Below are 24,988 nucleotides of genomic sequence, written 5' to 3'. Positions count from 1 at the left end.
ATGCAGAAGGACGGCTCAAAGGAATCCTTGAAGGGGAAATTCCAAAGGGCAGGCTGGGACAATGCATTCCTCTCTCGCCTGCTCAGCCTGTTCTGAAATGCGATTGCCCTGGCGCCGATGCTCACACCGTCAGGTGGCGGCGCACGTCAGGATCGTCGAGCCCCTCGGCCGGCCCGTCGAAGACGATCTCCCCGCGGTCCATGATGTAGACCCTGTCGGCGAGTTCGCGGCAGAAATCGAGATATTGTTCGACCAGGAGGATGGCGAGGCCGGACTGGTCCTTGAGGTAGCGGATCGCGCGGCCGATGTCCTTGATGATCGAGGGCTGGATGCCTTCGGTCGGCTCGTCCAGGACGAGAAGCTGCGGGCGCGTCACCAGCGCCCTGCCGATCGCCAGCTGCTGCTGCTGGCCGCCGGAGAGGTCGCCGCCGCGCCGACCGAGCATGTCGGCGAGCACCGGGAAGAGTTCGAAGACATGGTCGGGGATCGTCCGATCGGCACTTTTCAATGGCGCGAAACCGGTCTGGAGATTCTCCCTCACCGTCAGCAACGGAAAGATCTCGCGGCCCTGGGGCACGAAGCCGATGCCGCGCCGCGCCCGTGTATAGGGCGCCTCGCGGCCGAGATTGTCGCCGTTCAGGGCGATCTCGCCGGCACGGATCGGCTGCTGGCCGACGATGGCGCGCAGGAGCGAGGTCTTGCCGACGCCGTTGCGACCGAGGACGCAGGTGATCTCGCCCTTCTTGGCATTCAGCGACACGCCGCGCAGGGCCTGGGCCGCGCCGTAATAGAGGTCGACGTTGGAGACGGTCAGCATGGCGCACCCGATGACATGTCACTCGCTGCGTCCCCGCCGGCGATATCGTGACCGGCCGGCTCAACGCTGTCCTTCGCCCCAGGGCGACGGGGCCTCGAAGGGGCGGACGAAAGGGCATCCGGGCCCGCGCATGCGATCATTCCAACATCCTCACCGCCCAAGATACACCTCGATCACCCGTTGGTCGGCCGAGACATGGTCGAGCGTGCCTTCGGACAGGACGGAGCCCTCGTGCAGGCAGGTCACCTTCACGTCGAGGGCGCGCACGAAATGCATGTCGTGCTCGACCACGACGACCGAGCGCGTGCGGGCGATCTCGCGCAACAGCCGGGCGGTTTCCTCGGTCTCGGCATCGGTCATGCCGGCCACCGGCTCGTCGACGAGCAGCAGTTCGGGATCCTGGGCCAGCAGCATGCCGATCTCCAGCCATTGCTTCTGCCCGTGGCTGAGATCGGCCGCGAGCGTCCCGGACTTGGCGGTCAGGCGCGTCGTCTCCAGGATCTCTTCCACCGTGCGGCGTTCGGCCTCGCTGGTGCGGTGCAGCAGCGCGGCGAAGATCGAGCGCGAGCCGGCGAGCGACATGCGGATATTGTCCGCGATCGTGTGGCTCTCGAAGACGGTCGGCTTCTGGAACTTGCGGCCGATGCCCATGTTGGCGATTGCCGCCTCGTCCTGCTTGGTCAGGTCGACGTCGCCGTTGAAATAGACCTCGCCCGCATCGGGCCGCGTCTTGCCGGTGATGATGTCCATCATCGTGGTCTTGCCGGCCCCGTTCGGGCCGATGATCGCCCGCATCTCGCCCTTCTGGATGACCAGCGAGAGATTGTTGATCGCCTTGAAGCCGTCGAAGCTCTTGGTGACGCCGTCGAGATAGAGCAGCGTCTCCCGGCGCGCCTGCCCGGCGGCCGCCTGCTCGCGCAGCATGGCGGCGCGCTGGGTCGCATAGGGATGCGGCGACACCGCGGGCGGCTCGGCCGGTCCGGTCGCCGACCCGTCGGCGCTGGCTTCGGCGCCGGTGAGTTCCTGCGGCCCGGCATTTGATTGGTGCGGTGCGTCGGTCATCCGGTCCATCGCCGTCACTCCGCCGGCCCCGGCGCCGGCACGGACCTATCGTCGGTCGCCTCGCCCTTCTCCCGGTCGGCGTCGCCGCGCCGCGCCCGCCAGGCCTGCCAGCCATGGTCGAAGGTCCCGACGATGCCCCGTGGCAGGAACAGGGTGACGAAGACGAACAGGCCGCCGAGGACGAACAGCCAGAATTCCGGCGCCGCCGCGGTGAAATAGCTCTTGCCGAAATTGACGAGGAGCGCGCCGATGACCGGGCCGATCAGCGTGCCGCGGCCGCCCACCGCCACCCAGACGACGATCTCGATGGAGTTGACCGGCGCGAACTCGCCGGGATTGATGATGCCGACCTGCGGCACGTACAGCGCCCCCGCAATGCCGGCCATCACCGCCGACACGGTGAAGGCGAAGAGCTTCACATGCTCGGGCCGCCAGCCGATGAAGCGGGTGCGGCTTTCGGCGTCGCGCACGGCCACCATCAGCTTGCCGAGCCGCGAGCGGGTGATCCAGCCGACCAGGAAGACCGCCAGCGCCAGCGCGATGCAACTGGCGGCGAACAGGCCGGCGCGGGTGGTGTCGGCCTGCAGCGAGAAGCCGAGCAGCTCCTTGAAGTCGGTCAGGCCGTTGTTGCCGCCAAATCCCATGTCGTTGCGAAAGAACGCCAGCAGCAGCGCATAGGTCATCGCCTGGGTGATGATCGACAGATAGACGCCGGTGACGCGGCTGCGGAAGGCGAAATAGCCGAAGACGAAGGCGAGGATGCCGGGCGCCAGCACGACCATCAGGGCGGCGAACCAGAACTGGTCGAAGCCGGTCCAGTACCACGGCAGTTCCTGCCAGTTCAGGAACACCATGAAGTCCGGCAGGACCGGGTCGCCATAGACGCCGCGCGAGCCGATCTGGCGCATGAGATACATGCCCATGGCATAGCCGCCGAGGGCGAAGAAGGCGCCGTGTCCGAGCGACAGGATGCCGACATAGCCCCAGACCAGATCGAGGGCGAGCGCCAGCAGCGCGTAGCAGACATATTTGCCGAAGAGCGGCACGGCGTAGGACGGCACATGCAGCGGGTGGCTGGCCGGCAGCCACAGATTGGCCATCGGCACCAGGATGGCCGCCGCCAGGATCGCGGCGACGAGGATGAAGATGCGGGGGCCGAGGAAGCGCGCCAGAATCATGCGTCAACGAACCTCCCCTTCTGGGCGAACAGGCCGCGTGGCCGTTTCTGGATGAAGAGGATGATCAGGACGAGCACGATGATCTTGCCCAGCACCGCGCCGGCATAGGGTTCGAGGAACTTGTTGAGGACGCCGAGGCTCATCGCCCCGACCAGCGTACCCCACAGATTGCCGACCCCGCCGAACACCACCACCATGAAGGAATCGATGATGTAGCCCTGCCCGAGGCTGGGCGAGACATTGTCGATCTGGCTGAGCGCGACGCCGGCGATGCCGGCGATGCCGGAGCCGAGCGCGAAGGTCATGGCGTCGACCCAGGGGGTGCGGATGCCCATGGCCGAGGCCATCTTGCGGTTCTGGGTGACGGCGCGCATCTGCAGGCCCAGCGGCGTGCGGTTGAGGACGGCCAGCAGCGCCAGGAAGACGACCAGCGCGAAGACGATGATCCACAGCCGGTTCCAGGTGACCGACATCAGCCCGACATCGAAGGCGCCGGACATCCAGTCGGGATTGCCGACCTCGCGGTTGGTCGGGCCGAAGACCGTGCGCACCGCCTGCTGCAGGATCAGCGAGACGCCGAAGGTCGCCAGCAGCGTTTCCAGCGGCCGGCCATAGAGAAAGCGGATCAGGCCGCGCTCCATGACCAGTCCGACAAAGCCGGAGACCAGGAAGGCGAGCGGCAGGGCGATGGTCAGCGACCAGGGGAACAGCCAGGGGGCGGAACCGCGGATCACCTCCTGCACCACGAAGGTCGTGTAGGCGCCGAGCATGACCATCTCGCCATGGGCCATGTTGATCACCCCCATGACCCCGAAGGTGATGGCCAGGCCGATGGCGGCCAGCAGCAGCACCGATCCCAGCGACAGGCCGTACCAGATGTTCTGCATCTGGTTCCAGAAGGCGATATTGGCCTCGATCCCGGCGATGGATTCACGCGCCGCCTCGCGGGCCACCGGATCGTCGGTGGACGCGGCGAAGGTGCGCAGCATGTTCAGCGCCTCCCGGTCGCCGCGCGACTGCAGCGCCGCGGCCGCCTTGGCCTTGTCGGCGGCGGGGCGGTCGGAGACCAGGATCGCGGCGGCCAGCGCCTCCTCGAGACGCGCGAGCACCGAGGCGTCGGTCTCGGCGGCGATCGCCGCTTCCAGCGGCGCGATCATGTCGGGATCGGCGTCGGAGAACACCGTGCTCGCCGCCCGCAGCCGCTGGGCGGGATCGTCGGCGCGCAGGGTCAGCGTGCCCAGCGCCGCCGTCACCGCGTTGCGGATCGAATTCTTGATGCGGACCTTGGTCACGTCGCCCTTGGGCACGGTGCCGGCGGCCTCGCCGGTGATCGGATCGGACAGGGCCATCATGTCGCCGCGCTCGGTCCCGACGAACACCGCCTCGTCGCTCTCGCGCCAGTAGAGATTGCCGTCGCGCAGCGCCTTCAGGGCCGGCGCCAGGGCCGCATCGCCGCTCGCCGCCGCCTCGGAAATCACCGCCTCGGTATCGCTGAAGCTCTGCTTGCCACCGAATTTCTGGACGATGGTGGCCGGGTCAGCGTCCTGGGCGGTCGCCGGAGCGGCGGCCAGAAGCCCGCCTGCCAGCAGGAAGCCCGCGACCAGCACAAGACCGTTCCGGCATCGCTCGAAGATCTGTCGCATCGTGTCCCACCTGAGGGCCGTTGGTGGCGGGGACGGTCGCAAGGACCGCCCCCGCCGGGTTCGTCTTGGGAGGACGAAGGCTTGAGACCTGTTACTTGGCTTCCGCCGAAGCGCCGCCGCAGGTCTCGGTCTCGGTGTTGTAGTTCCCGCAGTTCACCGGGTCGGTCCAGTCGGCCTTCAGCTTCTTGGATTCCGGCAGGAAGTCGGACCAGGCGTCGCCCAGCACCAGTTCCTCGGTCTCGGAGACGATGTCGAACTGACCCTCGTCGTTGATCTCGCCGATCAGGACGGGCTTGGTGATGTGGTGGTTGGGCAGCATGGTGGACATGCCGCCGGTCAGGTTCGGCACCTCGATGCCCGGCAGGGCGGCGATGACCGCGTCGGCCTCGGTGGTGCCGGCCTTCTCGACCGCCTTCACCCACATGTTGAAGCCGATGTAGTGGGCTTCCATCGGGTCGTTGGTCACGCGCTCGTCGTTGCCGATGAAGGCTTTCCACTTCTCGATGAACGCGGCGTTCTCCGGCGTGTCGACCGACATGAAGTAATTCCAGGCGGCCAGATGGCCGACCAGCGGGCCGGTGTCGATGCCGGCCAGTTCTTCCTCGCCGACCGAGAAGGCGATGACCGGGATGTCGGTCGCGGCGATGCCCTGGTTGGCGAGTTCCTTGTAGAACGGCACGTTGGCGTCGCCGTTCACCGTGGAGACCACGGCCGTCTTCTTGCCGGTCGAGCCGAATTCCTTGATGGCCGACACTTCGGTCTGCCAGTCGGAGAAGCCGAAGGGCGTGTAGTTGACCTTGATGTCCTCGGCCGCGACGCCCTTGTCCATCAGATACTGCTCGAGGATCTTGTTGGTGGTGCGCGGATAGACGTAGTCGGTGCCTTCCAGCACCCAGCGCTCGACGCCTTCCTCCATCAGGTAGTCGACGGCCGGAATCGCCTGCTGGTTGGGCGCGGCACCGGTGTAGAAGATGTTGCGCGAGGATTCCTCACCCTCGTACTGCACCGGGTAGAAGACGACGGTGTTCAGCTCTTCGGCGACCGGCAGGATTGACTTGCGCGACACCGAGGTCCAGCAGCAGAACACGGCCGCCACGTCCTGCGCCGACACGAGATCGCGCATTTTCTCGGCGAAGAGCGGCCAGTCGGACGCCGGGTCGACGACGACGCCCTCGAGCGGACGCCCGAGCAGACCACCCTTGGCGTTCTGCTCTTCGATGAGCATCAGCATGGCGTCCTTCAGGGTGGTCTCGGAAATCGCCATCGTGCCCGACAGCGAATGAAGGATGCCGACGTTGATCGGATCGCCGGACGGCGCGTCCTGCGCCACCGCGCCGGTCAGTGCGATGCCGCTCATCGCGGTCGCAGCGACCGCGCCACGGAGCCAAGTGATTGGTGATGTCATTCACGCTCTCCAGTTGACAGGTCCCGCTCTCGATGGCGGGCTCCGGCCAACACGAAGCAATTCCCGTGCCAGACTGGCAGCAGGCGGGACACAAACGGGAGAGGTCGGCGATCGGGCGGAATCCGGCGGGATCCCTCCATGCGCTCAATGCGGGAACATTCCCAAGCGGCAGGTCCGGCCTGCCCGCTTATGCGGCAATGCCTATTATTTGATCTATATGCCCGCGATAGCGGCAGGGCGGGCGTCGCCGCGCCAGCCCGGTGAGCGAGGCCGCCGCAGGCTCAGATCGCGTCCTTGCGATCTTCCGGCCAATGGCACTTCCAGCTCTTGATCGTCCACTTCGGATGATCTCCGGCCCATGCGGCCACGTAGGGCGTGGACAGCATCATGCATTGGGCGAGCGATCCGCGGCTCTCATAGGTCAGCCGCTCCTCGCGGCAGCTGGACGGGTCGGAGACCATGCAGACGGTCAGAATCAGATCAATCATCGGTCGTTTCCTTCCTGCGGGATCCGACGGTGCCCGGTCGGCTATCGAGGGGCTCCGAGCCCTTCGGTGACGTGAGGTAGCGCGACGCCGACTGGCGAATAGCCGTACGCGCCGCCGTGTCGCACTGGACATTCCGGGGCGGCGTCACAGCGGCAGGAAGATCTCGCCCATTCCGAGCACGGCCGTGTCGCCGCCGAAGCGGCGCATCGGCGCGCCGTCGAAGGGCACCGGGCCGCGCAAGGCAAGGTCCTGCGCCATCAGCTTCAGGATCAGGAGATCGGCCGGGCCATTGTCGAGGAAGGTCGGCGACAGGCGCTCGACGCCGCCGGCGAGGATCAGCGTGCCGCGCTTCATCAGCCGACCGGGCACGCCTGCGGCGCGGCCGCCAGCGATCAACGTGCCGGCGATCATCCGGCTGGCGGCATTCGCGCCGAGGGCACCGGCAACGACGATGGTGCCGCGCCGCATGCGGTCGGCCGCCCGTTCGCCGGCCATGCCGCCGACGCGGATCGCGCCGCCCGACATGCCCGCCATTTCGCCGGCCAGCGGCCCGCCGAGGAAGTCGCCGGCATCGCCGTCGATGCGCAGGTCGCCGCCGCTCATGGCAGAGCCGGCAAAGCTGCCGGCAGAGCCGGTCACGGTCAGCCGTCCGGCGCTCATCACCCGGCCGGCGCGCCAGCCGGCATCGCCCTCCACATGGATCTCGCCCCCGTCCAGCCCCTCGCCGATCCGGTCGAAGCGGTGCGATCCGCCCTCGAGGCGGAGCGTCGCCGGGTCGTCGCCGGACATGTCGAAGAGATCGCCCACGGTCACCAGCCGGCGGGTGGTGCCGATGGGCAGGGAGGCGATCTGCGCCGCGGTCAGGCCGGCCAGGCGCGAGGGGATCAGGATCGACAGATCTATGCGCTGGTCCGGTTCCGCCCGCTTGCGGAAGGTGAGCCCGCTCATGGCGTCAGGTCCTTCAGGTGGAAATGGTGCGGCCCCAGATTGCCGCCGTAATTGCCGGCGCCGATCCGCAGCGCGCCCTCCCGCGGGCCGAGATCCACCGCCGCCTTCAGCCCGGCACGCATCGCCTCGACGACCGCCTCCTTCGACAGGCCGTCGATGACGATCTCCAGCACCGAGCCGATCTCCGGCGACAGGGCCGATTGGGTGACGCCCTTCAGGGTCGGGCAATAGGCGTCGTTGGTCGAGGCCATCATGCCCTTGTACTTGCCGCCGACCTTGGAGCCGGAGCGCACGATTCCGCCGGGAAACGGCATGATCGCGCCGGGCACTTCGCGCATGGCCTCGAGCGCCGCCTCGGCCGCTGCCAGCGCCTGCGCACTGGTGCGTGCCATGAACAGGAGATTGCCGCCGCCGACCCCGTCGCCGGTCATGCCGGTCGTCGCCTCGCAGACGAACTCGCCCTCCATCACCGGCATGCGCCAGAAATGCCGGTCCCCGAACTTCTTGGAGATCTGCCAGCCATCGGCGAAATAGCGGATGGCCGAGCCCAGATCGATCTGCGTCTCGCTGTCGAAATCGGCGTAGCAGGCCGAGGACGGGCTGGTGAGGATGCACTGGCCGAGGCGGGTACCGAGCTGCTTGGCGAGCCCGTCCTTGTCCATCGAGAACAGCAGGATGCGCACGCCGGGTCGACCGTCGCGGGTCTCGCCTGGCGGCACGATCCTGTCGATGCCGGCCTCGCAGCCGCAGGCGATCACCGACGTGGCGAAGCCGGTGAAGGAGCGCGCGGCCTCCATCGCCCATTTTTCCGAATCGGCGGTCACCTGGATCGCCGTTCCGCTCATCGGAAAGGCCTCGGCGAAGGTGTCGTCGATGACGACGCCGTTGATCATCATTCCCTCGGCGGAAGCGTCCTGCGTCACGTCCGGCATGGTATCACCTTGAACGGATCCTCTCCGCCGATGGCGTCTTCGGGCACCTCGAACCAGCGCGCCGGCAGGCCGAAGCGATCCTCGAAATAGCCGTCGAGGCGGCGGGCCATCGCCTTGTCCGCCTCTGGCCGCACGGTCAGGGTGCGGCCAGTCGTGCGGTTGACGATGGTCCCGTCCTTCACCACCAGCGTGCCGTCCTTGAAGACATAGGCGGCGCGGCCGAACATCTCGGCCTTGTCGTCGCCCGGCCGGTAGATCGCCACGTCGCCGACGGCGCCCGCGCCCAGATGGCCGCGATCGCCGGTGCCGAGCAGGCGCGCCGGCGCGGCGCGGGTCATCGTCGCGATCTCCCGCAGCGTGTATTCGCGGGTGATCTCCGGCAGGCTGGTCATCCGCACGACCGATTTCGGCAGGGCGTCCAGCCAGCGCTGGCGTACGCCGCGGTCCATCAGGAGCGCGAAGATGTCCGGATAGCTGGTGAAGGGCGCGCCATTGGGATGGTCGGTGGTGAAGAATACCCGCGACGGGTCCTCGATCAGGAGGAAGAGCTCCAGCCCGATCGCCCATTGCAGCGCGTTGAAGAAGTTCTTCTGCTTGTACTCCATCGGCACCACGCCGCCGCCATTGGACTCGTGGTCGAAGATGATGGTCTTGCCGGGGCTGGCCTGCGGCCGGCCGGCGAACTGCCGCATCTCGTCCGAGGAGATCGTCACGGTCTGGCCAAACATCACCTGGCCGATGTCGACGGTGACCTCCGGCGTGCGGTTGACCCGGTCGGCCAGCCGCTGCCCGACGGAGGAAAAGCCGCGCTTGCCCTCGGTGCCGTAGCCGTAGAACTGGATATGGGCGAGATGCATCGGCAGGCCCTCGGCCGCGTCGATCGTCGCCTCCGCCGACGCGGCGGAATCGCCCGGCACGCCGAGATTGTTGCAGTGGACATGCAGCGGATGCGGAATGCCGAGGCCGTTCACCGCGCTCTGAAGTGACTTGACGATGCGCCGCGACGACAGGCCGTAATCGGGCACCTCGTCGTCGAGGTCGAACTTGCGGACATTCTCCTTGAATGCCGCCGACCCGCCGGCATTGATGCATTTGACGCCCAGCGCCCGCGAGGCCGAGACCGTCCATGCGACGTAGTCGGCGATGGCGCTCTCGCTTTCGCCGTCGCGGATCATCGACATCAGGAAATCGTCATTGCCCAGGACGACGAGGGTCGCCTTGTCGATGATCGGGATGTCGGCGAGTTCGAGATGGGAGTGCAGCGCCGAGGATGGCGCCGTGGCCGGCTCGACCACCGTCGTGAAGCCCATTTCCGCATAGCGCAGGCCGGTCTCCTCGGTCGTCCAGCCGACCTTGGAGAGCCCTGTCGTACCGGGCCGCGACTGGAAGGCGCGGTGGTATTCCGGCAGCAGCAGGCGCGCGGTGTTCACGTGGCCGCTGGCGATATGGGAGTGTATGTCGATGGCGCCGGCCATGACGATCAGGCCCTTGCAGTCGATCGTCTCGTCCGGCCTGCGCCCCTCGGGCGGTGCGTCGACGACGACCCCGTCCGCCAGGTACAGATCCGCCACCTCGTCCCGGTCGCTCGCCGGATCGACGATATGGCCGTTCTTCAAATGCGTCAGCATGCAGACGCCCCTTTTCCGTCCGACGCTCACGCTGCCGCGCCCGCCGTATTCTGTCCCAGATGCGCGGCGATGGCGGCCAGGACGGCCGCTGCCGTCGGGCGTTCGCCGGATGCCTCGCCCGTTGCCGTTGCATCGACCGGAACGAAGCTGCCGAAGCGGGCGTCGTAGAGGACGCCGTGATGGTCGCGCCCCGCCGTCGCGATGGTGAAGGCGATTGTCGGCGGATGTGCCCATTCCTCCTCGCCGCCGGTCAGCGCGATGACGGGCACATCGCCGAACCAGGCCGGCTCGATGGCATCAGCTCCGGCCAGTGCTTCGACATGCACGGCAAGGTCCGCCTCGCCGGACGCGATCAGCCGGTCGCCGCGAAACAGGCGCGGATCGTGGTCGGCGTAACCCCGGCCGAAACCGCTGCGCAGGGGGAACCCCGTCGACCAGGTGGTCGCCTGCACCGCGGCAAAGGCCTGGTCGGCGCGCAGCATCGGCAGGCTGGTGAAGCGGGTCTCGGCATTGAGGTCGAAGACCAGCCCGGCAAGCATCTCGACGGTGAGGCTGTCGAGGCTGGCCGGGGCGAAGATCGCGCAGCCGAAGGCGGCTTCCTGCAGCCATTCGGCGACGAAGCGCACCGTCTCGGCCGGGAGCGGCCCCTTCCCGGATCGGTGGCCGGCGATCTCGGCCCGGATGGTCGACAGCGCGTCGAGAAGCCCGTCCTGCGGACAGTCGATGCCGTGCAGCGCCACCGTCTCCGGCAGGTCCGGCATGTCGTCGCCCGCGCCCAGCCACAGGATCTGGCGCTCGGCGCCGCGGGTGCGCAGCCCCAGATCCGGTGCCTCGGCGAACAGGTAGTCCGGCATGTCCGGCGCGTCGGCGAAGGCGTCGTCGCCGATCACCAGCACCCGATCGGCGCGGCGCCGGACTTCCGACGGCGCGGCCAGCATCATGCCGCTGTCGCGCATCGCCGAGATCAGCGGATAGATCGCGTCCGATGCGGCGTGATCGATCGCCCCGCCGGCAATCCGCGCCAGTGCGACCGCGGCCTTGAGGCCCGCCATGTCGGTCGCCAGTCCGGTCACGAGAGGCATGCGGCTTCGGCCGATCAGCTCCGCCGCCGCGCGCACGGCCTCTTCCGTGGACGCCGGTTGCCCGTCGATCCATGCGTTCTGCAAAACAATCCGCTTTCTGTGCCCGTGATGAAACCTACAGCCTTGGCGGCGAAGATCAAATCCCCGCCGGCCGATCTCAGCCCTTGTCGTATTTGATATAGGCGAAACGCGGATCGTCCGGCGTGCCCTGCAGCGGCCCGTCCTCCTTGCCCGGCTGCCACATGACTACCTGCTCGATCATCTTGGCGAGGGCGAAGTCCGAATCGGTGATGCCCTTGGCGGCGTGGTTCATCAGCCGCACCTCGACCCAGGCGTAGGACGCGGTGATGTCGGGATGGTGGAAGGCCGCCTCTGCCAGATGGCCAACGGCGTTGATCACCATCAGCGTGCCCTTCCAGCCCGCAGTCTTGTAGGTGCGGCGGATCCAGCCGTCCTCGAGCCGCCATGTCGGCAGTTCCGCTTCCAGGCGCGTCGTCACCTCGGCGTCGGAATAGGTTCTGGCTGCCATGGATTTCTCCTTCTGCGCTTGCCCCATCGGCGTTCGCCGCAATAATAGGGTGCGGGCACGTAAATTCAGGGGACAAAGTGACAGACGACGTCGTCAGCGTCTCGGCGCCCGCCCGCCTGCATCTGGGATTTCTCGATCCTGGCGGCCAGTCCGGTCGCCGGTTCGGCGGAATCGGCCTGGCGCTGGAGGAGCCCGCGACCCAGCTCACGATCCGGCGGGCCCGGCAAGATCTGGTCGCCGGTCCGGAAGCCGAGCGCGCGGCGGGCTACCTTCGCGACATGCGGCGACGTCTCGATCTGGGCGCCCGGCACGAGCTGACGATCCAGGAAGCCATCCCGGCCCATGCGGGCCTCGGTTCGGGCACCCAGCTGGCGCTTGCCGTGGCGCTCGCCCTGCGCACGCTGGAAGCGCGACCGGCCGACATTGCCGGCGATGCCGCGCGGCTCGGACGGGGCAACCGCTCGGGCCTTGGCGCTGCCTTCGTGACCGCCGGCGGCGTCGCCGTTGACGGCGGCAAGGGGAACGGCGGCCTCCCGCCACCGTTGATCGCCCGACTGCCCTTCCCCGAGGACTGGCGCGTCATCCTCGTGCTCGACCCGGGAGACGAGGGGTTTCACGGCGTCGACGAGGTCGCTGCCTTCGCCACGCTGCCGGCCTTTCCCGAGGCACAGGTCGGGGAAATCTGCCGGCTGGTGCTGATGCAGGCGCTGCCGTCGCTGGCCGAGACGGACATTGCCGGCTTCGGCGCTGCGATCGGGGCCATCCAGCAGATGGTCGGCCGGCATTTCGCACCGGCCCAGGGCGGCGTCTTCACCAGCCCGGCGGTATCCCGTGCCTGCGAGGCGCTGGCGGCCGCCGGCGCCCACGGGATCGGCCAGAGTTCCTGGGGCCCGACCGGCTTTGCATTCGCTCCCTCCGCACGGGAGGCCGAGCAGCTCGTCGCGGCGATCGGCGAGGCCGCCACGGGCCTCGACATCCGCATCATTGCGGGTCGCAATCACGGCGCCAGCGTCGAACGACGCGGGCTCCGCCTGACGGGCACCGGCTAGAGGCTTGCTCGACAAGCCCTGGCACCGCCGCGGCCGTCCGGCTCGGCGCACGCACATCCAGACCGGAGACTTCCCATGGCCCACAAGAACATCCTGCACATGCTCACGCCGCAGAAACACGTCAGCCCGTTCGACCTGAACATGGCGCTCGACGCCGGCTACGATGCGGTCCTGCCCTATGCCGGCGTCGCGATGGAGGAGGTCACCGAACTCGTGCAGGACGTGATCTTCTCGCGTCCCCCGGACCGCGGCGTGCGGTCCGCCGTGTTCTTCGGCGGCAACGACGCGGTGCTCGCCCTCGACATGATCGAAGCGACGAAGAAGGCCCTCGTGCCGCCGTTCGGCTGCAACATCATGGCCGACCCGTCCGGATCGTACACCACGGCCGCGGCGATGGTCGCCTGCATCGAGCGCACCCTGAAGAACCGGCACCAGAAAGCGCTGAAGGACGTCACCATCGCCGTCTTCGGCGCCACCGGCGTCGTCGGCTATTGCGCCGCCGTGATCGCCGCGCTCGAAGGCGCCAGGGTCAAGGTCGTCGGCCATGACGGCATCGAGCGGATCTCCAAGCGCGCCAAGGAGATGGAGGCCCGGTTCGGCATCGAAGTCGAGCCGGTCGACGGGTCCAGCGACGAGAAAAAGACCGCCCTCATCGAGGACGTCCATGTCATCGTCGCCGCCGCCAGGGCGGGTATCCAGGTGCTCGGCAAGGACCAGATCCAGGGCGCGTCGAAGCTCCTCGTGGCCGCCGACGCCAATGCGGTGCCGCCACTGGGCATCGAAGGCATCGACGTGATGGATGACGAGGAGGCGATCGAGGGCACCAGTGCCTTCGGCATCGGTGCCCTTGCCGTCGGGCCGATGAAGTCGAAAACCGAATACGGTCTCCTGCAGCGCATGATCGAGGCGGACGAGCCGCAGGTGCTGGACTTCCGCGATGCCTTCGCGCTGGCCCGCACCCTGGCAAGCTGAACCGGTGACGGGTCCCACCCTCCTCTGCGCCGCCTTCTCGGCGCGCCAGATCGCCGAGAGCGCCCGCCGCTCCGGCATCGGCGCGCTGGCGGTCGACTTCTTCGGCGATCTTGATCTCGAGCAGTCGGCGCTGGTCGCCGAGGTGCTGCATGGCGACTATCCGGATGGCTTCGATGGCGAGGAACTGCTCACGCTCCTCGAGCGCATGGCCGAGGGGCATTCGCCCATCGGCTTCGTCCAGGGAGCGGGCTTCGAGGATCGCACCGAGCTGCTGGACCGGATCGGCGCACGCTGGCCGATTCTCGGCACCGACGCCGCCATCATACGCCTGCTGAAGGACCCGGAAGGCTTCGCCGCGCTCTGCGCCAGAGCCGGCATCGACCATCCAGAGATCCGGCGCGAGCGCGTCGGTGATCCCTCCGGCTGGCTGTCGAAGAAGATCGGCGGCGCCGGCGGCAGCCATGTGCAGCCGGCGACCGACGCCGCGCCCGGCGCCGACCGCTACGTCCAGCGGATCGTGACGGGCGAAAAATGGTCCGCGGCCTTTCTGGCAGCCGAAGGGCGCATCGCGATGCTGGGCTTCACCCGGCAATGGGCGGCACCTTCCGCCGACGAGCCGTTCCGCTATGGCGGCGCGGTGGGGCCGTTGGAGCCGCCGGGCGACGCCGGCCCGGCAATGGTCGCGGCCGTGGAGCGACTGGCAAGGGAGGTGCCGCTCACCGGCCTCGCCAGCGCCGATTTCGTCGTGTCGCCGCAGGGGCCGGTGCTTCTGGAAATCAACGCGCGCTTCGGCGCGACCGTCGACATCTACGACCGGGACGAGGCGCCGCTCCTGGCCCTGCATCTGAATGCCTGCCGGGGCAGACTGCCGGACGGCGTCCCACCCGTCCCCACCGTTCGGGCTGCGGGCCTTGCGTGGACCGACGGACCGGTGCATCTGCCGTCCGGCTTCGTCTGGCCGGAATGGACCTGCGACCGGACACGGCCACCCGCGACCTTCGGCGCCGGCCAGCCGCTCTGCACCATCGTGGCGGAGGCGGCCGATGCGGCTGCGGCCGAATCCCTGTTCCACGCCCGCGTGGATGAATTGCATGAACTAGCCGGGAGGATGGCCGCATGAGCCATGTATCGAAGCTGTCGGTCAACGGAGGTGTACTTCCGCTGATCGAGACCCTGACATCGCGCGCGGCGGAGCTGCGGGTCGGCCTATCCACCGGGCCGGCCGGCGAAACGCTGATCGACGCCGGCGCCGGCGTGACCGGCAGCCTGGAGGCCGGCCGGCTGATCACCGAGATCTGCCTCGGCGGGCTCGGGCAGGTGACGCTGGGCTCGTCGCCCTATCTGCCCCGCTGGCCGTTCACCCTGACGACACGGTCCTGGCAGCCGGTCGTCGCCTGCCTCGGCAGCCAGTATGCCGGCTGGCAGCTGACCAGCGGCGAAGGCGATTCGGCCTATTTCGCCATGGGTTCGGGCCCCGCCCGGGCACTTGCCGGCAAGGAGACGCTGTTTTCCGACATCGCCTATGCCGACGAGAGCGACACGGCCGCACTGGTGCTGGAATCCGGCAGCCCGCCGCCCGAGGAGCTCGTCCGGCAGATCGCCGCGGACTGCCGTGTCGCGCCAGAGGCGCTGACCATCATCTACGCCCCGACCCAGAGCCTGGCCGGTTCGGTGCAGATCGTCGGCCGCGTCGTCGAGGTAGCGCTGCACAAGGCGCACGAGCTGAAATTCGACCTGTCGCGCATCGTCGAGGGCAGCGGCACCGCGCCGCTCAGCCCGCCGCATCCCGACTTCATCACCGCCATGGGCCGCACCAACGACGCCGTCATCTATGGCGGGCGCATCCAGCTGCACGTCACCGGACCGGCGTCCGACGCCAGGGAGCTGGCCGAAAAGCTGCCAAGCTCGACGGCGAACGATTACGGCACGCCCTTTGCCGAGATCTTCCGCCGCTACGAGGGCGATTTCTACAAGATCGACCCGATGCTGTTCTCGCCCGCGGAAGTGGCTGTGGTCGCACTCGAAACCGGCGAGACCTTCCGCGGCGGCGCGGTCGATCCGAAGCTCGTCGACGCCTCCTTTGGCTGAGCCGACTGCCCCTGGCGCGCTGCGCATCCTGCTGGTCTCGGCCAACCGGGACCGGCATGCCCGCGACCTGGTCGCGGCCTTCGGCGCGCTGGGCGCCGACGTGGTGCTGGCGGGCCTGTCGGAAATCGGCTTCGACACGGGCTCGGCGAGCGGCCTGCGCCTTCCGCAATGGGGCGAAGATCTTCCGGACGCCGTCTGCCTGCGCACCATGGACGCCGGCAGCTTCGAGCAGGTGACGCGGCGGCTCGGCGTTCTCCACGCCCTCTCGCGCAGCGGCGTGCCGGTCTCCAACAGCCCGCGTTCCGTCGAGAACTGCACCGACAAGTCGATGACCAGCTTCCTCCTGCACCGGGCCGGACTGCCGAGCCCGCGCAGCCACGCTGTGGAAAGCCGGGCCGAGGCCGAGCGCATCCTGGCCGCCGAGCCCGGCCCGATGGTGCTGAAGCCGCTGTTCGGGGCGCAGGGAAAGGGGCTGAAACTGCTGCGCACCGCTGCCGATCTGCCGCCGCCGGCCGAAATCGCGGGCGGCGTCTACTATCTCCAGCGCTATGCCGGGGTCGAGACCGGCGGACGCTGGAGCGACGTGCGGGTGCTTGTGTCGGCTGGCCGCGCCGTCGCCTCGATGCGGCGCGAGGCGGCCAGCTGGATCACCAACGTCAAGCAGGGCGCCAACGCCGTCGCCATGCCCGCCGATCGCGAGATGGAGGAGCTTGCGATCGCCGCCACCGCCGCCGTCGGCGGTGATTTCTGCGGGGTCGACCTGCTGCGCGACGAGACCGGCCGCGCCGCGATCATCGAGGTCAATTCCATGCCCGCCTGGACCGGTCTGCATCGCGCCACCGGCAGCGACATCGCCGCGATCCGCGCGCGGGACGTGGTGGCGCTGGCCGAGGCCCACCGCCGGTCCGCGCCGGCGCAGCCCCTGCCCCGCGCCGTATGAGCCTGTCACCGGACGCGGTCGCGGCGGCATTTCTCGCCGCCTGCCGGGCCGAACTGGACGCGGCCAAGCCCGGCAATGTCCATCGCCATGCCGGTGGCCATGGCATGACCGCCGACACCTTCGAGGCAGCGGCGGCTGCCACGGCACCCTGGATTGCGCGACCCGATCTGCGTGTCGGTGCCCGCATCCTCGCGGCGACCCGCGCCAGCTGGGATGCGGTCGGCCTGAACGCCAATCTCGGCATCGTCCTCCTCTGCGCGCCGCTGGCCGCCGCGGCCGAGCGTCCGGCTTCGGGTCGCAGCCTGCGCCAGGCGGTCACCGCGGTGCTTGCGACGCTCGACCAGCAGGATACGCGCGACGCCTTCGCCGCCATCGCCCTGGCGACGCCGGGCGGGCTCGGCGAGGCAGGCGAGCACGACGTGCGCTCGCCGCCCACCATCGGCCTCGTGGCGGCCATGTGCCTTGCCGCCGATCGGGACCTCGTCGCCCGGCAATATGCCGGCGGCTTCCGGGAGATCTTCGAGATCGGCCTGCCGGCAATTGCGGCCGCGCAGGCGGCCGGCCAGGACGACCCGGAGACGGGCGCTGCGCTCGCCGCCTATCTCGCCTTCGCCGTGGCCTTCCCCGACAGCCACATCCAGCGCAAATTCGGACTGGCCGAGGCCGAATCGGTCCGCCGGCGCATGGCGGCTCTCGCCGACGATCTGTCCCGCACGCCGGACCGGGACGAACGCCTCGCAATGGCGCTCCGCCTCGACGCCGAACTGAAGCACAAGGGCCGCAATCCCGGCACATCGGCGGATCTGACCGTCGCCAGCCTTTTCGCCCGGAACCTTGCGGAAGCGCAGCGGGAGTGATTGACTGTCCGACGTAAGGGTCCATGTGACACTTTGGCTATCTGGCTAACCGGTCCCATGGGGGACGCCGCTAACAAGGATAGACGTAAGCCGGGCGGCAGACCGTCCGGCGACCGGGAGGGAAAGCGGTCGCGCGCTTGCGGAGGGCGTTGCTGGAATACCCCTCTCGGGATCGGAAGTTCTTAGGCCGGGCCGGCCGCAAGCCGCGCCGGGTTGGCACATTTGGAGGAATTGCTCATGGCAACCATCAACAAGGTTATGGTCGGCGAATCGCTCGTCGGCGAAGGCAACGAAGTCGCCCATATCGACCTGATCATCGGGCCCCGCGGTTCTGCCGCCGAGTCGGCATTCTGTAACTCGCTGACCAACAACAAGGACGGCTTCACGACGCTGCTCGCCGTAGTTGCGCCGAACCTGCCCTGCAAGCCGAACACGGTGATGTTCAACAAGGTCACCATCAAGGGCGCCAAGCAGGCCGTCCAGATGTTCGGACCGGCCCAGACCGCCGTCGCGCGCGCCGTGGCCGATTCCGTCGAGAAGGGCATCATCCCGGCTGCCGAAGCCGACGACCTGTTCATCTGCGTCGGTGTCTTCATCCACTGGGAAGCCGAGGACGACGCCAAGATCCGCGACTACAACTACCAGGCGACGATGGAATCCATCGAGCGCGCCATCAAGGGCACGCCGACCGCCGCGGAAGTCGTCTCCAAGAAAGGCTCGGCGGCTCACCCGTTCGCCGGCGCTTAGACAAGGAACCATCCCGGGGGAGACGACAAGCCGGCGATGCCCGCCGGCCTCCTCCGGCGATTGGCCGCCAAGTTCGGTTTCCAGTAGGAAGCCAGTTCCCACGGGAACGACAGTCAGGAAAGGGGGCCCGCGCGGCCCCTTTTTCATGGGCTTGGCACGGAGCGCCCTGCAGCCTTGGGTGCGGTGTCCGGAAGTTCGTTCGCCGGTTTCCCCGTTCGGATGCTCAGGCGAAGCGCTGCAGGTCCGCCGGGGCCAGCCGGCCGTCATGCAGGGCGGTCGAGACCAGCGCACCGGCGATCCCGGCCTTCGCCAGCGCCGCAACGTCGGTAGCGTCGCGCACCCCGCCCGCGGCAAACACCGCCCGCCCCGAAGCTCGCGCCACGATCGCGTTCAGCCTTTCGAGATCCGGCCCGGCGCCGCTGCCGACCCGCGCCAGCGTCATGACGATCACCTGCTGCGGCCACAGGGCTGCATCGTTGAGGATCTCTGCAGGCCCCAGGAAGCTGTCGCCCCGGAAGTCGAGCGACAGCACCACGCGCGCCTCGCCGGCAAGGTCGCGGGCGACACCCGCATCAACGATCGATTCCGAGCCGATTGCCGCCACATGGCGGGGCGCGGTCATTATCCGCGCGGCATCGGCGCTCGTGCGCACGCCCGCATCGATCCAGAATTCGGTCTGGGGAAACGCCGCGCCCAGTTCGGCGATGGCCGCGTCATTGGCCGGCCCTCCCTCGATGGCATCGAGATCGGCGATGTAGAAGCGTCGGAAGTCGCCGAGCGTCATCAGCCCGCGCGCCACGTCTACCGGCGCCGCGCCCTCGGCCAGCGGCGTCTCGATCGGCCGGTAGTTGGCTCGATCGCCCATGACGCCGCGCACGACGCGCCCGCCCTTGATGTCGAGTACGGGGATGATCTGCATGATGGCCTTCGGCTCGCGCCGCCGCGCTGTTCGGTGCTATAGCATGCCCCGTATCAGAAACGAGCGGACATGGCATGACGAGAACGCTGGGTTGGGACGTCGGCGGCGCGCATCTGAAGGCGGTGCTGGCGGACGGGGAGCGGATCCTCAAGGTCTGGCAGGAGCCGAGCCCGATCTGGCTCGGCCTGGCGCATCTGGACAACGCGCTGACGGCCATAATGGCGGACATGCCCGAGGTCGACCGGCACGCCATCACCATGACCGGTGAGCTCTCCGACATCTTCAAATCGCGCCGCGACGGCGTCGCGCAGCTGACGCGGCTCTTCTGCGAGCGGCTGTCGGGCGACGTCCTGATCTACGCCGGACGCGCCGGCTTCCTGGCTCCGGGCGACGCGAGCGGCCAGGCCGACTCCGTCGCCTCGGCCAACTGGCATGCGAGCGCGGCGCTGGCCACCTCCCATATCGAGGAAGCGCTGTTTCTCGACATGGGCTCGACGACGACCGACATCCTGCCGCTCGCCGGTGGCGAGGTGAAGGCCCACGGCTTCACCGACCGTGCGCGCCTGGTCGAGGGCGAACTAGTCTATCAGGGCTACACCCGCACGGCGCTGATGGCGGTCGAAAAGCGCGTCCCCTTCGCCGGACGCTCGATCCCGGTGATGAACGAGTTCTTCGCCAGCATGGCCGACGTGCAGCGGATCATCGGCATTCTCGACGAGGCCGACGATCTCCACCCCGCTGCCGACGGGCACGAGAAGACGCTGGAAGCGTCCCGTCGCCGGCTGGCCCGGATGGTCGGCATGGACGCTGCGGATGCGGGCGACGGTGCCTGGGAATGGCTGGCACACGCCTTTGCCGAGGCGCAGATCCGTCACATCCACGACGCCGCACTGCAGGTCCTGTCGCGCGAGGATGTATCGGACGACGCCCCGGTGGTCGTCGCCGGCGCAGGCCGGCCCGTGTTGCGCCGGCTGGCTGCCCGGCTCGATCGGGGCGTCGTCGATTTCTCCGACCTGTTCGACTGCCCCGGCGACATGCGCGACGCGGTCTGCCGCGCCGCCCCTGCTGCGGCCCTCGCGCTTCTGGCCGGCCAGCGCGCCTGATACCGCCCGCTGGGGCAGGGTCGGATCAGGGCGTCCGGTACCATGCACGGCGCACGAAAACGGGCGGCACCGGCTGTCTGGTCCCGCCCGTCGTCATCTCACGCCTGTCGTCGATCGCTCAGGCAGCGTCGGCGATCTCCGGCGACATGCCCGCCAGGACCTTGTCCAGCGTCATGGGATAATCGCGGACGCGGGCGCCGCAGGCGTTGTAGATGGCGTTGGTCACTGCCGCCCCGACCCCGGCCAGTGCCAGTTCGCCGATGCCCTTGCCGGCCAGCGGGCTGGCATGGGGATCGCGCTCCGGCAGGAGGACGACCTCCAACTGCGGCACGTCGGCATTCACCGGCAGGTGGTACTCGGCGAGATCGTGATTGACCAGAAGCCCGGTCCGCTCGTCGATGACCAGTTCCTCGGTCAGCGCCGAGCCGATGCCCCAGACCTGACCGCCGTAGCACTGGGACGTGGCCGTCTTCTCGTTGAGAATCCGTCCGGCCGCCGCCACGGTCATCAGCCGGCGCACGCGGGTCTCGCCGGTGACGGCGTTGACGGCAACCTCGCAGAAATGCGCGCCGTAGCTCGCCTGGTTGAACTTCTCCGAGGTCTCGCCCGGCTCGATCGTACCGATCTTCGACAGGCTCGCACCGGCGAGGATTTCGGCAAACGCCACCTGGCGGTTGTTGGCGATGGCGTGCCCGTCCTTCAGGGTCAGGCCGTCGGCATCCACGCCGAGGCGGCTGGCGATCTCCGCGATCAGCGCCTCGCAGGCCACGTAGACCGACGAGCCGGCGCTGTTGGCGCCCCAGGAGCCACCCGAACCGGACGACGAAGGCAGCGTCGTGTCGCCCAGTTCCACGTCGACCCGGTCCAGCGGCAGGCCGAGCATCTCGCCGGCGATCTGCTGCAGGATCGTGTAGGTGCCGGTGCCGATGTCGGTCATGGCCGTGCGCACCACGGCCCGGCCCTCGGGCGTCATCTCGACCTCGGCCGAGGACTTCATCAGCGAGTTGGCGCGCGATGCGGCGGCCATGCCGTAGCCGATCAGCCATTCGCCATCCCGCTTCGTGCCGGGCGTGGCGTCGCGCTTGTCCCAGCCGAAGCGGCGGGCGCCCTCCTCGTAGCATTCCAGCAGCTTGCGCGAGGAATAGGGCAGGTCGTCCTGCGGGGCGACCTCCGGCTCGTTCAGCTTGCGGAACTCGACCGGGTCGAGGCCGAGCTTCTCGGCCATCTCGTCCATGGCATTTTCCAGCGCCAGCATGCCGACCGCCTCGCCGGGCGCCCGCACGGCCGCTGTCATCAGCACGTCGGTCTCCGACAGGCGATGGGTCACCCTGCGGTCCTTGCCGGCATACAAAAACACGCTCGACACGCCGGCCGGCTCGAAGAAGCCGTTGCCCGGCGAATTCGCCGCGAAGGTCTCGTGGGCGAAGGCGGTAATGTGCCCGTCCCTGGTGGTGCCCAGCCGGATGCGCTGGATCGTCTCGGACCGCCGCGACGTCGTCTGGAAGACATGCGGCCGGCTGAGTGCCAGCTTCACCGGACGGCCCGCGGCGCGCGCCGCGAGCGCAGCCAGAACCGCGTCCGGGCCGATGCCCAGCTTGGAGCCGAACCCACCGCCGATATAGGGGCTGAGCAGGCGCACGTTCTCGACCGGCACGCCGACGCCATTGGCGATCTGCTGGACGTTGGTCTCCAGCAGCTGGCAGGAGGACCAGACGGTCAGCTTGTCTCCCTCCCACCTGGCGACGCTGGCGTGGGGCTCCATGGCCGCGGAGTGATGGCTGGGGGTCGTGTAAGTCGCATCGAACCGGACCTCGGCTTCGCCGAAGGCTGTCTCGAAATCGCCGCGCTCGGTGTCGGCGGGCATCACGCCCTCTTCCGACGCCCGGCCCTGGTCCTTGACCTCGGCGAGCGAATAGCGGCCCTTGGCGGCCGGTTCGTACTCCACATCCACCAGCCCGGCGGCATGGCGTGCCGCCTCGAAGCTCGTGGCAACGACCACGGCGACCGGCTGGCCGTAGTGGAAGACCTGGCCGTCGATGGTCTGGGCGGCCGGTGCCATGGGCAGCGACGACGCCCGCAGGATCCTGTCGCCGTCGACGACCGCCAGGACGCCCGGCGCCGACATCGCCCTGGCGCCGTCCACCTTGACGATCCGGCCCTTGCCGATCCCGGCGGTGACCATGAAGCCGTAGGCGACGTCCTTATCGTCAGCCAGATATTCGTAGGCATAGGTCGCGCGGCCGGAAACCTTCAGCGGCCCCTCGTAGCGATCGACGGGCTTGCCGATGATGCCCTGCATCTCGCGGTCGAGCCGCGTCTCGCCGATCTCCTTGTCCATGACATGGGTGTTCATCACGCGTCTCCCTTCGTCGCTTCGGCGAGCACGGCAGACAGCGTGCGGCGCGCCAGCGGAATCTTGAAGTCGTTGCCGCCCTGCCCCCTGGCATCCTTCAGGAGGATGTCGGCAGCCTTGGCGAACAGGTCCCGGGACGGCGTCTGGCCGATCAGCGCGGCCTCGACGGCCTCGTCGCGCCACGGCCTGTGGGCGAGCCCGCCGAAGGCCAGGCGCGCGGCGGAGATCGTGCCGTCCTCGACCGTCACCACGGCCGCCACGGAGACCAGCGCGAAGGCATAGGACGCACGATCGCGCACCTTGCGGTAGACGTGAACGGCGGCGGGAAGCCGGGGCAGGCGCACGGCGGTGATCAGTTCGCCGGGCTCCAGATTGGTCTCGATCTCGGGCGTGTCGCCCGGCAGGCGGTAGAGCCCGTCCAGATCAAGCTCGCGGGTCGAACCGTCCGGCAGCACCGTCTCGACGACGGCGTCGATGGCGCGCAGGGCGACGGCCATGTCCGAGGGATGGGTGGCGATGCACTTGTCGCTGGCGCCGAGAATGGCGTGGATGCGGTTGAAGCCGCCGATCGCGCCGCAGCCCGACCCCGGCTCGCGCTTGTTGCAGGGCGCGGTGGTGTCATAGAAGTAATAGCAGCGGGTGCGCTGCAGCAAGTTGCCGCCGGTGGAGGCCTTGTTGCGAAGCTGCCCGGAAGCGCCGGCCAGCAGAGCCCGCGCCAGCACCGGATAGTCGCGCCGGATGCGCGCATCGGCGGCCAGGTCGGAATTGGTCACCAGCGCCCCGATGCGCAGGCCGCCATCCTCGGTCGTCTCGATGTCCTTCAACGGCAGCCGGGTGATGTCGACCAGCCGCTCCGGCGTCTCGACTTCCAGCTTCATCAGGTCGAGGAGATTGGTACCGCCGGCAATGAACCGGCCGGCCAACTGGCCGGCCTCGGCAACCTCGGCGACGCGCGAATATTCGAAGGGTTTCATGCCGGACCTCCCGAACGGTTCTTGGTGCTGGCGGTGCGGATGGCGTCGACGATGTTCGGATAGGCGGCGCAGCGGCACAGATTGCCGCTCATGCGCTCGGAGATTTCGGCGTCGCTCAGGTCGACCTCGCCATCCAGCGTCTCGCTCACATGGCTCGGCCAGCCGTCCTTGACCTCGCCCAGCATGCCCGTGGCGGACACGATCTGGCCGGGCGTGCAATAGCCGCACTGATAGCCGTCGTGATGCAGGAAGCTTTCCTGCATCGGATCGAGATTGCCGGGCTCGCCGATCCCCTCGATTGTGGTGATCTCGTCACCCTCGTGCATGACGGCGAGCGTCAGGCAGGAATTGATGCGCCGGCCGTTGACGAGCACGGTGCAGGCGCCGCACTGGCCATGGTCGCAGCCCTTCTTGGTGCCGGTCATGGCCAGATGGTCGCGCAGGGCGTCGAGCAACGACGTGCGCACGTCGGCCTCGAGCTGGTGCTCGCTTCCGTTGATGGTCAGATTGATCAATGTGTGTCCCCTTCACTTCGTCCCCTCCCGCGCGATCGAAACCGCCGCAGGTTGGAATTGTTCGAAACTGAAGGAGCAACGACGCGAAGGGGGCATTGGTTCGACGTTGCGACAGTCTGTTCAACGCCGGGACGAGAGCTATGGGGTTGGGGCGTCCGGCTCGATTTCGGCCAGATGGTCGATGACCTTCTCCAGAAGCCAGTACCAGGCCTGCTCCTCGTCGGGACCGGCGGTCTTGTCGATGGCGATCTTCAGATAGGCGATCTCGTTCTCGATCTTCTCGGCCGGCAGCATCTTCAGGCGGCTGACAAGGATCGCGGCCTCCAGCACCGCCGCCTTGGCGCGGTTCATGCCCTGGTACGGACGGTGCTGGCCCGAGGCGGCCACCCGGCAGCGAAAGCGCGGACGGGTCGCGTCCCCGGTCACCGACACCACTTGAAGGACGTCGTGGGACAGGGCCGCTTCCAGCCGTGGCACGGGGCACCCCTCCACCGGCCTCACCGGCCAGTCCCGCCGGCCGGTGAGGCAGCCGGCGAAGATCTTCGCCTCGTCGGTGTAGTTGACCACGGCGACGCCGGTCGCCTCGATGTTGGCCAGCGTCGTCGACGGCCGGAACGGTGCGATCACCCAGTCCTCGCCATCCTGGATGATGCCGAGCGGCGCGATGTGCACCACGCCGTCGGCCGAGGCCGTGGTCAGGATCGTCTCGCGGATATAGGGCATGGGTCGGTCTCTCGCGGATATGTCTGGGGTGCGGCC

24 protein-coding genes are annotated in these 24,988 nt (G+C 68.5%); 8 read left to right on the top strand and 16 right to left on the bottom strand.

The window, feature by feature from the left end; genetic code table 11:
* Positions 1-121: 121 nt before the first annotated feature.
* From urtE to VQ042_RS12180, 11 genes are all read right to left on the bottom strand, one after another.
* Positions 122-817 carry an urea ABC transporter ATP-binding subunit UrtE gene (urtE, locus tag VQ042_RS12230; protein WP_331819586.1) on the bottom strand — a complete coding sequence of 232 codons (696 nt, stop codon included), beginning with the start codon at positions 815-817 and terminating at the stop codon, positions 122-124.
* Between the two features lie 150 nt (positions 818-967).
* Positions 968-1,741 carry an urea ABC transporter ATP-binding protein UrtD gene (gene urtD / locus VQ042_RS12225; protein ID WP_331819595.1) on the bottom strand — a complete coding sequence of 258 codons (774 nt, stop codon included), beginning with the start codon at positions 1,739-1,741 and terminating at the stop codon, positions 968-970.
* 152 nt (positions 1,742-1,893) lie between these two features.
* On the bottom strand, positions 1,894-3,057 hold the full coding sequence (gene urtC / locus VQ042_RS12220) for an urea ABC transporter permease subunit UrtC (RefSeq protein ID WP_331819584.1): 1,164 nt from the start codon (positions 3,055-3,057) through the stop codon (positions 1,894-1,896).
* Positions 3,054-4,700 (bottom strand): urea ABC transporter permease subunit UrtB, encoded by a 1,647-nt coding sequence (gene urtB, locus VQ042_RS12215; RefSeq protein ID WP_331819582.1) that lies wholly within the window; start codon positions 4,698-4,700, stop codon positions 3,054-3,056. The genes urtC and urtB overlap by 4 nt, the downstream gene beginning before the upstream one ends.
* A 91-nt stretch (positions 4,701-4,791) precedes the next feature.
* Complete coding sequence (gene urtA / locus VQ042_RS12210; RefSeq protein ID WP_331819580.1) at positions 4,792-6,105, bottom strand: urea ABC transporter substrate-binding protein; 1,314 nt, start codon at positions 6,103-6,105, stop codon at positions 4,792-4,794.
* Between the two features lie 281 nt (positions 6,106-6,386).
* Positions 6,387-6,593 carry a hypothetical protein gene (locus VQ042_RS12205; RefSeq protein ID WP_331819578.1) on the bottom strand — a complete coding sequence of 69 codons (207 nt, stop codon included), beginning with the start codon at positions 6,591-6,593 and terminating at the stop codon, positions 6,387-6,389.
* 144 nt (positions 6,594-6,737) lie between these two features.
* The gene (locus VQ042_RS12200) at positions 6,738-7,541 is read right to left on the bottom strand and encodes a formylmethanofuran dehydrogenase subunit C (protein WP_331819576.1); all 804 of its coding nucleotides are present in this window, start codon (positions 7,539-7,541) and stop codon (positions 6,738-6,740) included.
* Entirely contained in the window at positions 7,538-8,437 is a 900-nt protein-coding gene (fhcD, locus tag VQ042_RS12195) for a formylmethanofuran--tetrahydromethanopterin N-formyltransferase (protein WP_331819593.1), read from the bottom strand. The genes VQ042_RS12200 and fhcD overlap by 4 nt, the downstream gene beginning before the upstream one ends.
* 23 nt (positions 8,438-8,460) lie before the next feature.
* Positions 8,461-10,101, bottom strand: coding sequence for a formylmethanofuran dehydrogenase subunit A (locus VQ042_RS12190; protein ID WP_331819574.1), 1,641 nt, complete (start codon positions 10,099-10,101; stop codon positions 8,461-8,463).
* A 26-nt stretch (positions 10,102-10,127) separates the two neighbouring features.
* Positions 10,128-11,183, bottom strand: a complete 1,056-nt coding sequence (locus tag VQ042_RS12185) for a hypothetical protein (protein WP_331819573.1) — start codon at positions 11,181-11,183, stop codon at positions 10,128-10,130.
* Between the two features lie 157 nt (positions 11,184-11,340).
* Entirely contained in the window at positions 11,341-11,712 is a 372-nt protein-coding gene (locus tag VQ042_RS12180) for a 4a-hydroxytetrahydrobiopterin dehydratase (protein WP_331819571.1), read from the bottom strand.
* Between the two features lie 77 nt (positions 11,713-11,789).
* Here VQ042_RS12180 and VQ042_RS12175 point away from each other — a divergent pair, with 77 nt between their 5' ends.
* From VQ042_RS12175 to fae, 7 genes are all read left to right on the top strand, one after another.
* A complete protein-coding gene (locus VQ042_RS12175) occupies positions 11,790-12,761 on the top strand; it encodes a beta-ribofuranosylaminobenzene 5'-phosphate synthase family protein (protein WP_331819569.1) in 972 nt (323 codons plus the stop codon).
* A 75-nt stretch (positions 12,762-12,836) separates the two neighbouring features.
* The gene (locus VQ042_RS12170; RefSeq protein ID WP_331819567.1) at positions 12,837-13,733 is read left to right on the top strand and encodes an NAD(P)-dependent methylenetetrahydromethanopterin dehydrogenase; all 897 of its coding nucleotides are present in this window, start codon (positions 12,837-12,839) and stop codon (positions 13,731-13,733) included.
* Positions 13,734-13,737: 4 nt separating this feature from the next.
* Positions 13,738-14,853, top strand: a complete 1,116-nt coding sequence (locus VQ042_RS12165) for an ATP-grasp domain-containing protein (RefSeq protein WP_331819565.1) — start codon at positions 13,738-13,740, stop codon at positions 14,851-14,853.
* Positions 14,850-15,821: a methenyltetrahydromethanopterin cyclohydrolase gene (gene mch, locus VQ042_RS12160; protein ID WP_331819563.1), complete on the top strand. Its 972-nt coding sequence runs from the start codon at positions 14,850-14,852 to the stop codon at positions 15,819-15,821. Before VQ042_RS12165 ends, mch begins: the two co-directional genes overlap by 4 nt.
* The gene (locus tag VQ042_RS12155; RefSeq protein WP_331819561.1) at positions 15,814-16,761 is read left to right on the top strand and encodes a RimK family alpha-L-glutamate ligase; all 948 of its coding nucleotides are present in this window, start codon (positions 15,814-15,816) and stop codon (positions 16,759-16,761) included. Before mch ends, VQ042_RS12155 begins: the two co-directional genes overlap by 8 nt.
* On the top strand, positions 16,758-17,618 hold the full coding sequence (locus VQ042_RS12150) for a triphosphoribosyl-dephospho-CoA synthase (protein WP_331819559.1): 861 nt from the start codon (positions 16,758-16,760) through the stop codon (positions 17,616-17,618). The genes VQ042_RS12155 and VQ042_RS12150 overlap by 4 nt, the downstream gene beginning before the upstream one ends.
* A gap of 237 nt (positions 17,619-17,855) precedes the next feature.
* Positions 17,856-18,365: a formaldehyde-activating enzyme gene (fae, locus tag VQ042_RS12145; protein ID WP_209593537.1), complete on the top strand. Its 510-nt coding sequence runs from the start codon at positions 17,856-17,858 to the stop codon at positions 18,363-18,365.
* A 223-nt stretch (positions 18,366-18,588) separates the two neighbouring features.
* Here fae and VQ042_RS12140 read toward each other — a convergent pair whose 3' ends face one another.
* Positions 18,589-19,284: a HisA/HisF-related TIM barrel protein gene (locus tag VQ042_RS12140; protein ID WP_331819552.1), complete on the bottom strand. Its 696-nt coding sequence runs from the start codon at positions 19,282-19,284 to the stop codon at positions 18,589-18,591.
* Positions 19,285-19,358: 74 nt separating this feature from the next.
* Between VQ042_RS12140 and VQ042_RS12135 the strand changes: the two genes are divergently transcribed.
* Positions 19,359-20,387: a hydantoinase/oxoprolinase family protein gene (locus tag VQ042_RS12135; protein ID WP_331819550.1), complete on the top strand. Its 1,029-nt coding sequence runs from the start codon at positions 19,359-19,361 to the stop codon at positions 20,385-20,387.
* Between the two features lie 118 nt (positions 20,388-20,505).
* Here VQ042_RS12135 and VQ042_RS12130 read toward each other — a convergent pair whose 3' ends face one another.
* From VQ042_RS12130 to VQ042_RS12115, 4 genes are all read right to left on the bottom strand, one after another.
* Complete coding sequence (locus VQ042_RS12130) at positions 20,506-22,740, bottom strand: xanthine dehydrogenase family protein molybdopterin-binding subunit (protein ID WP_331819549.1); 2,235 nt, start codon at positions 22,738-22,740, stop codon at positions 20,506-20,508.
* The gene (locus tag VQ042_RS12125; RefSeq protein ID WP_331819547.1) at positions 22,740-23,714 is read right to left on the bottom strand and encodes an FAD binding domain-containing protein; all 975 of its coding nucleotides are present in this window, start codon (positions 23,712-23,714) and stop codon (positions 22,740-22,742) included. The genes VQ042_RS12130 and VQ042_RS12125 overlap by 1 nt, the downstream gene beginning before the upstream one ends.
* Positions 23,711-24,229 carry a 2Fe-2S iron-sulfur cluster-binding protein gene (locus VQ042_RS12120; protein WP_331819545.1) on the bottom strand — a complete coding sequence of 173 codons (519 nt, stop codon included), beginning with the start codon at positions 24,227-24,229 and terminating at the stop codon, positions 23,711-23,713. Before VQ042_RS12120 ends, VQ042_RS12125 begins: the two co-directional genes overlap by 4 nt.
* Positions 24,230-24,367: 138 nt before the next feature.
* The gene (locus tag VQ042_RS12115; RefSeq protein WP_331819543.1) at positions 24,368-24,952 is read right to left on the bottom strand and encodes a DUF447 domain-containing protein; all 585 of its coding nucleotides are present in this window, start codon (positions 24,950-24,952) and stop codon (positions 24,368-24,370) included.
* Positions 24,953-24,988 lie beyond the last annotated feature (36 nt).

Source organism: Aurantimonas sp. A2-1-M11, assembly GCF_036549475.1.
Lineage (GTDB): Bacteria > Pseudomonadota > Alphaproteobacteria > Rhizobiales > Rhizobiaceae > Aurantimonas.
The sequence above is the reverse complement of the archived record's forward strand: the minus strand, read 5'-3'. Positions and strand labels throughout refer to the sequence as shown.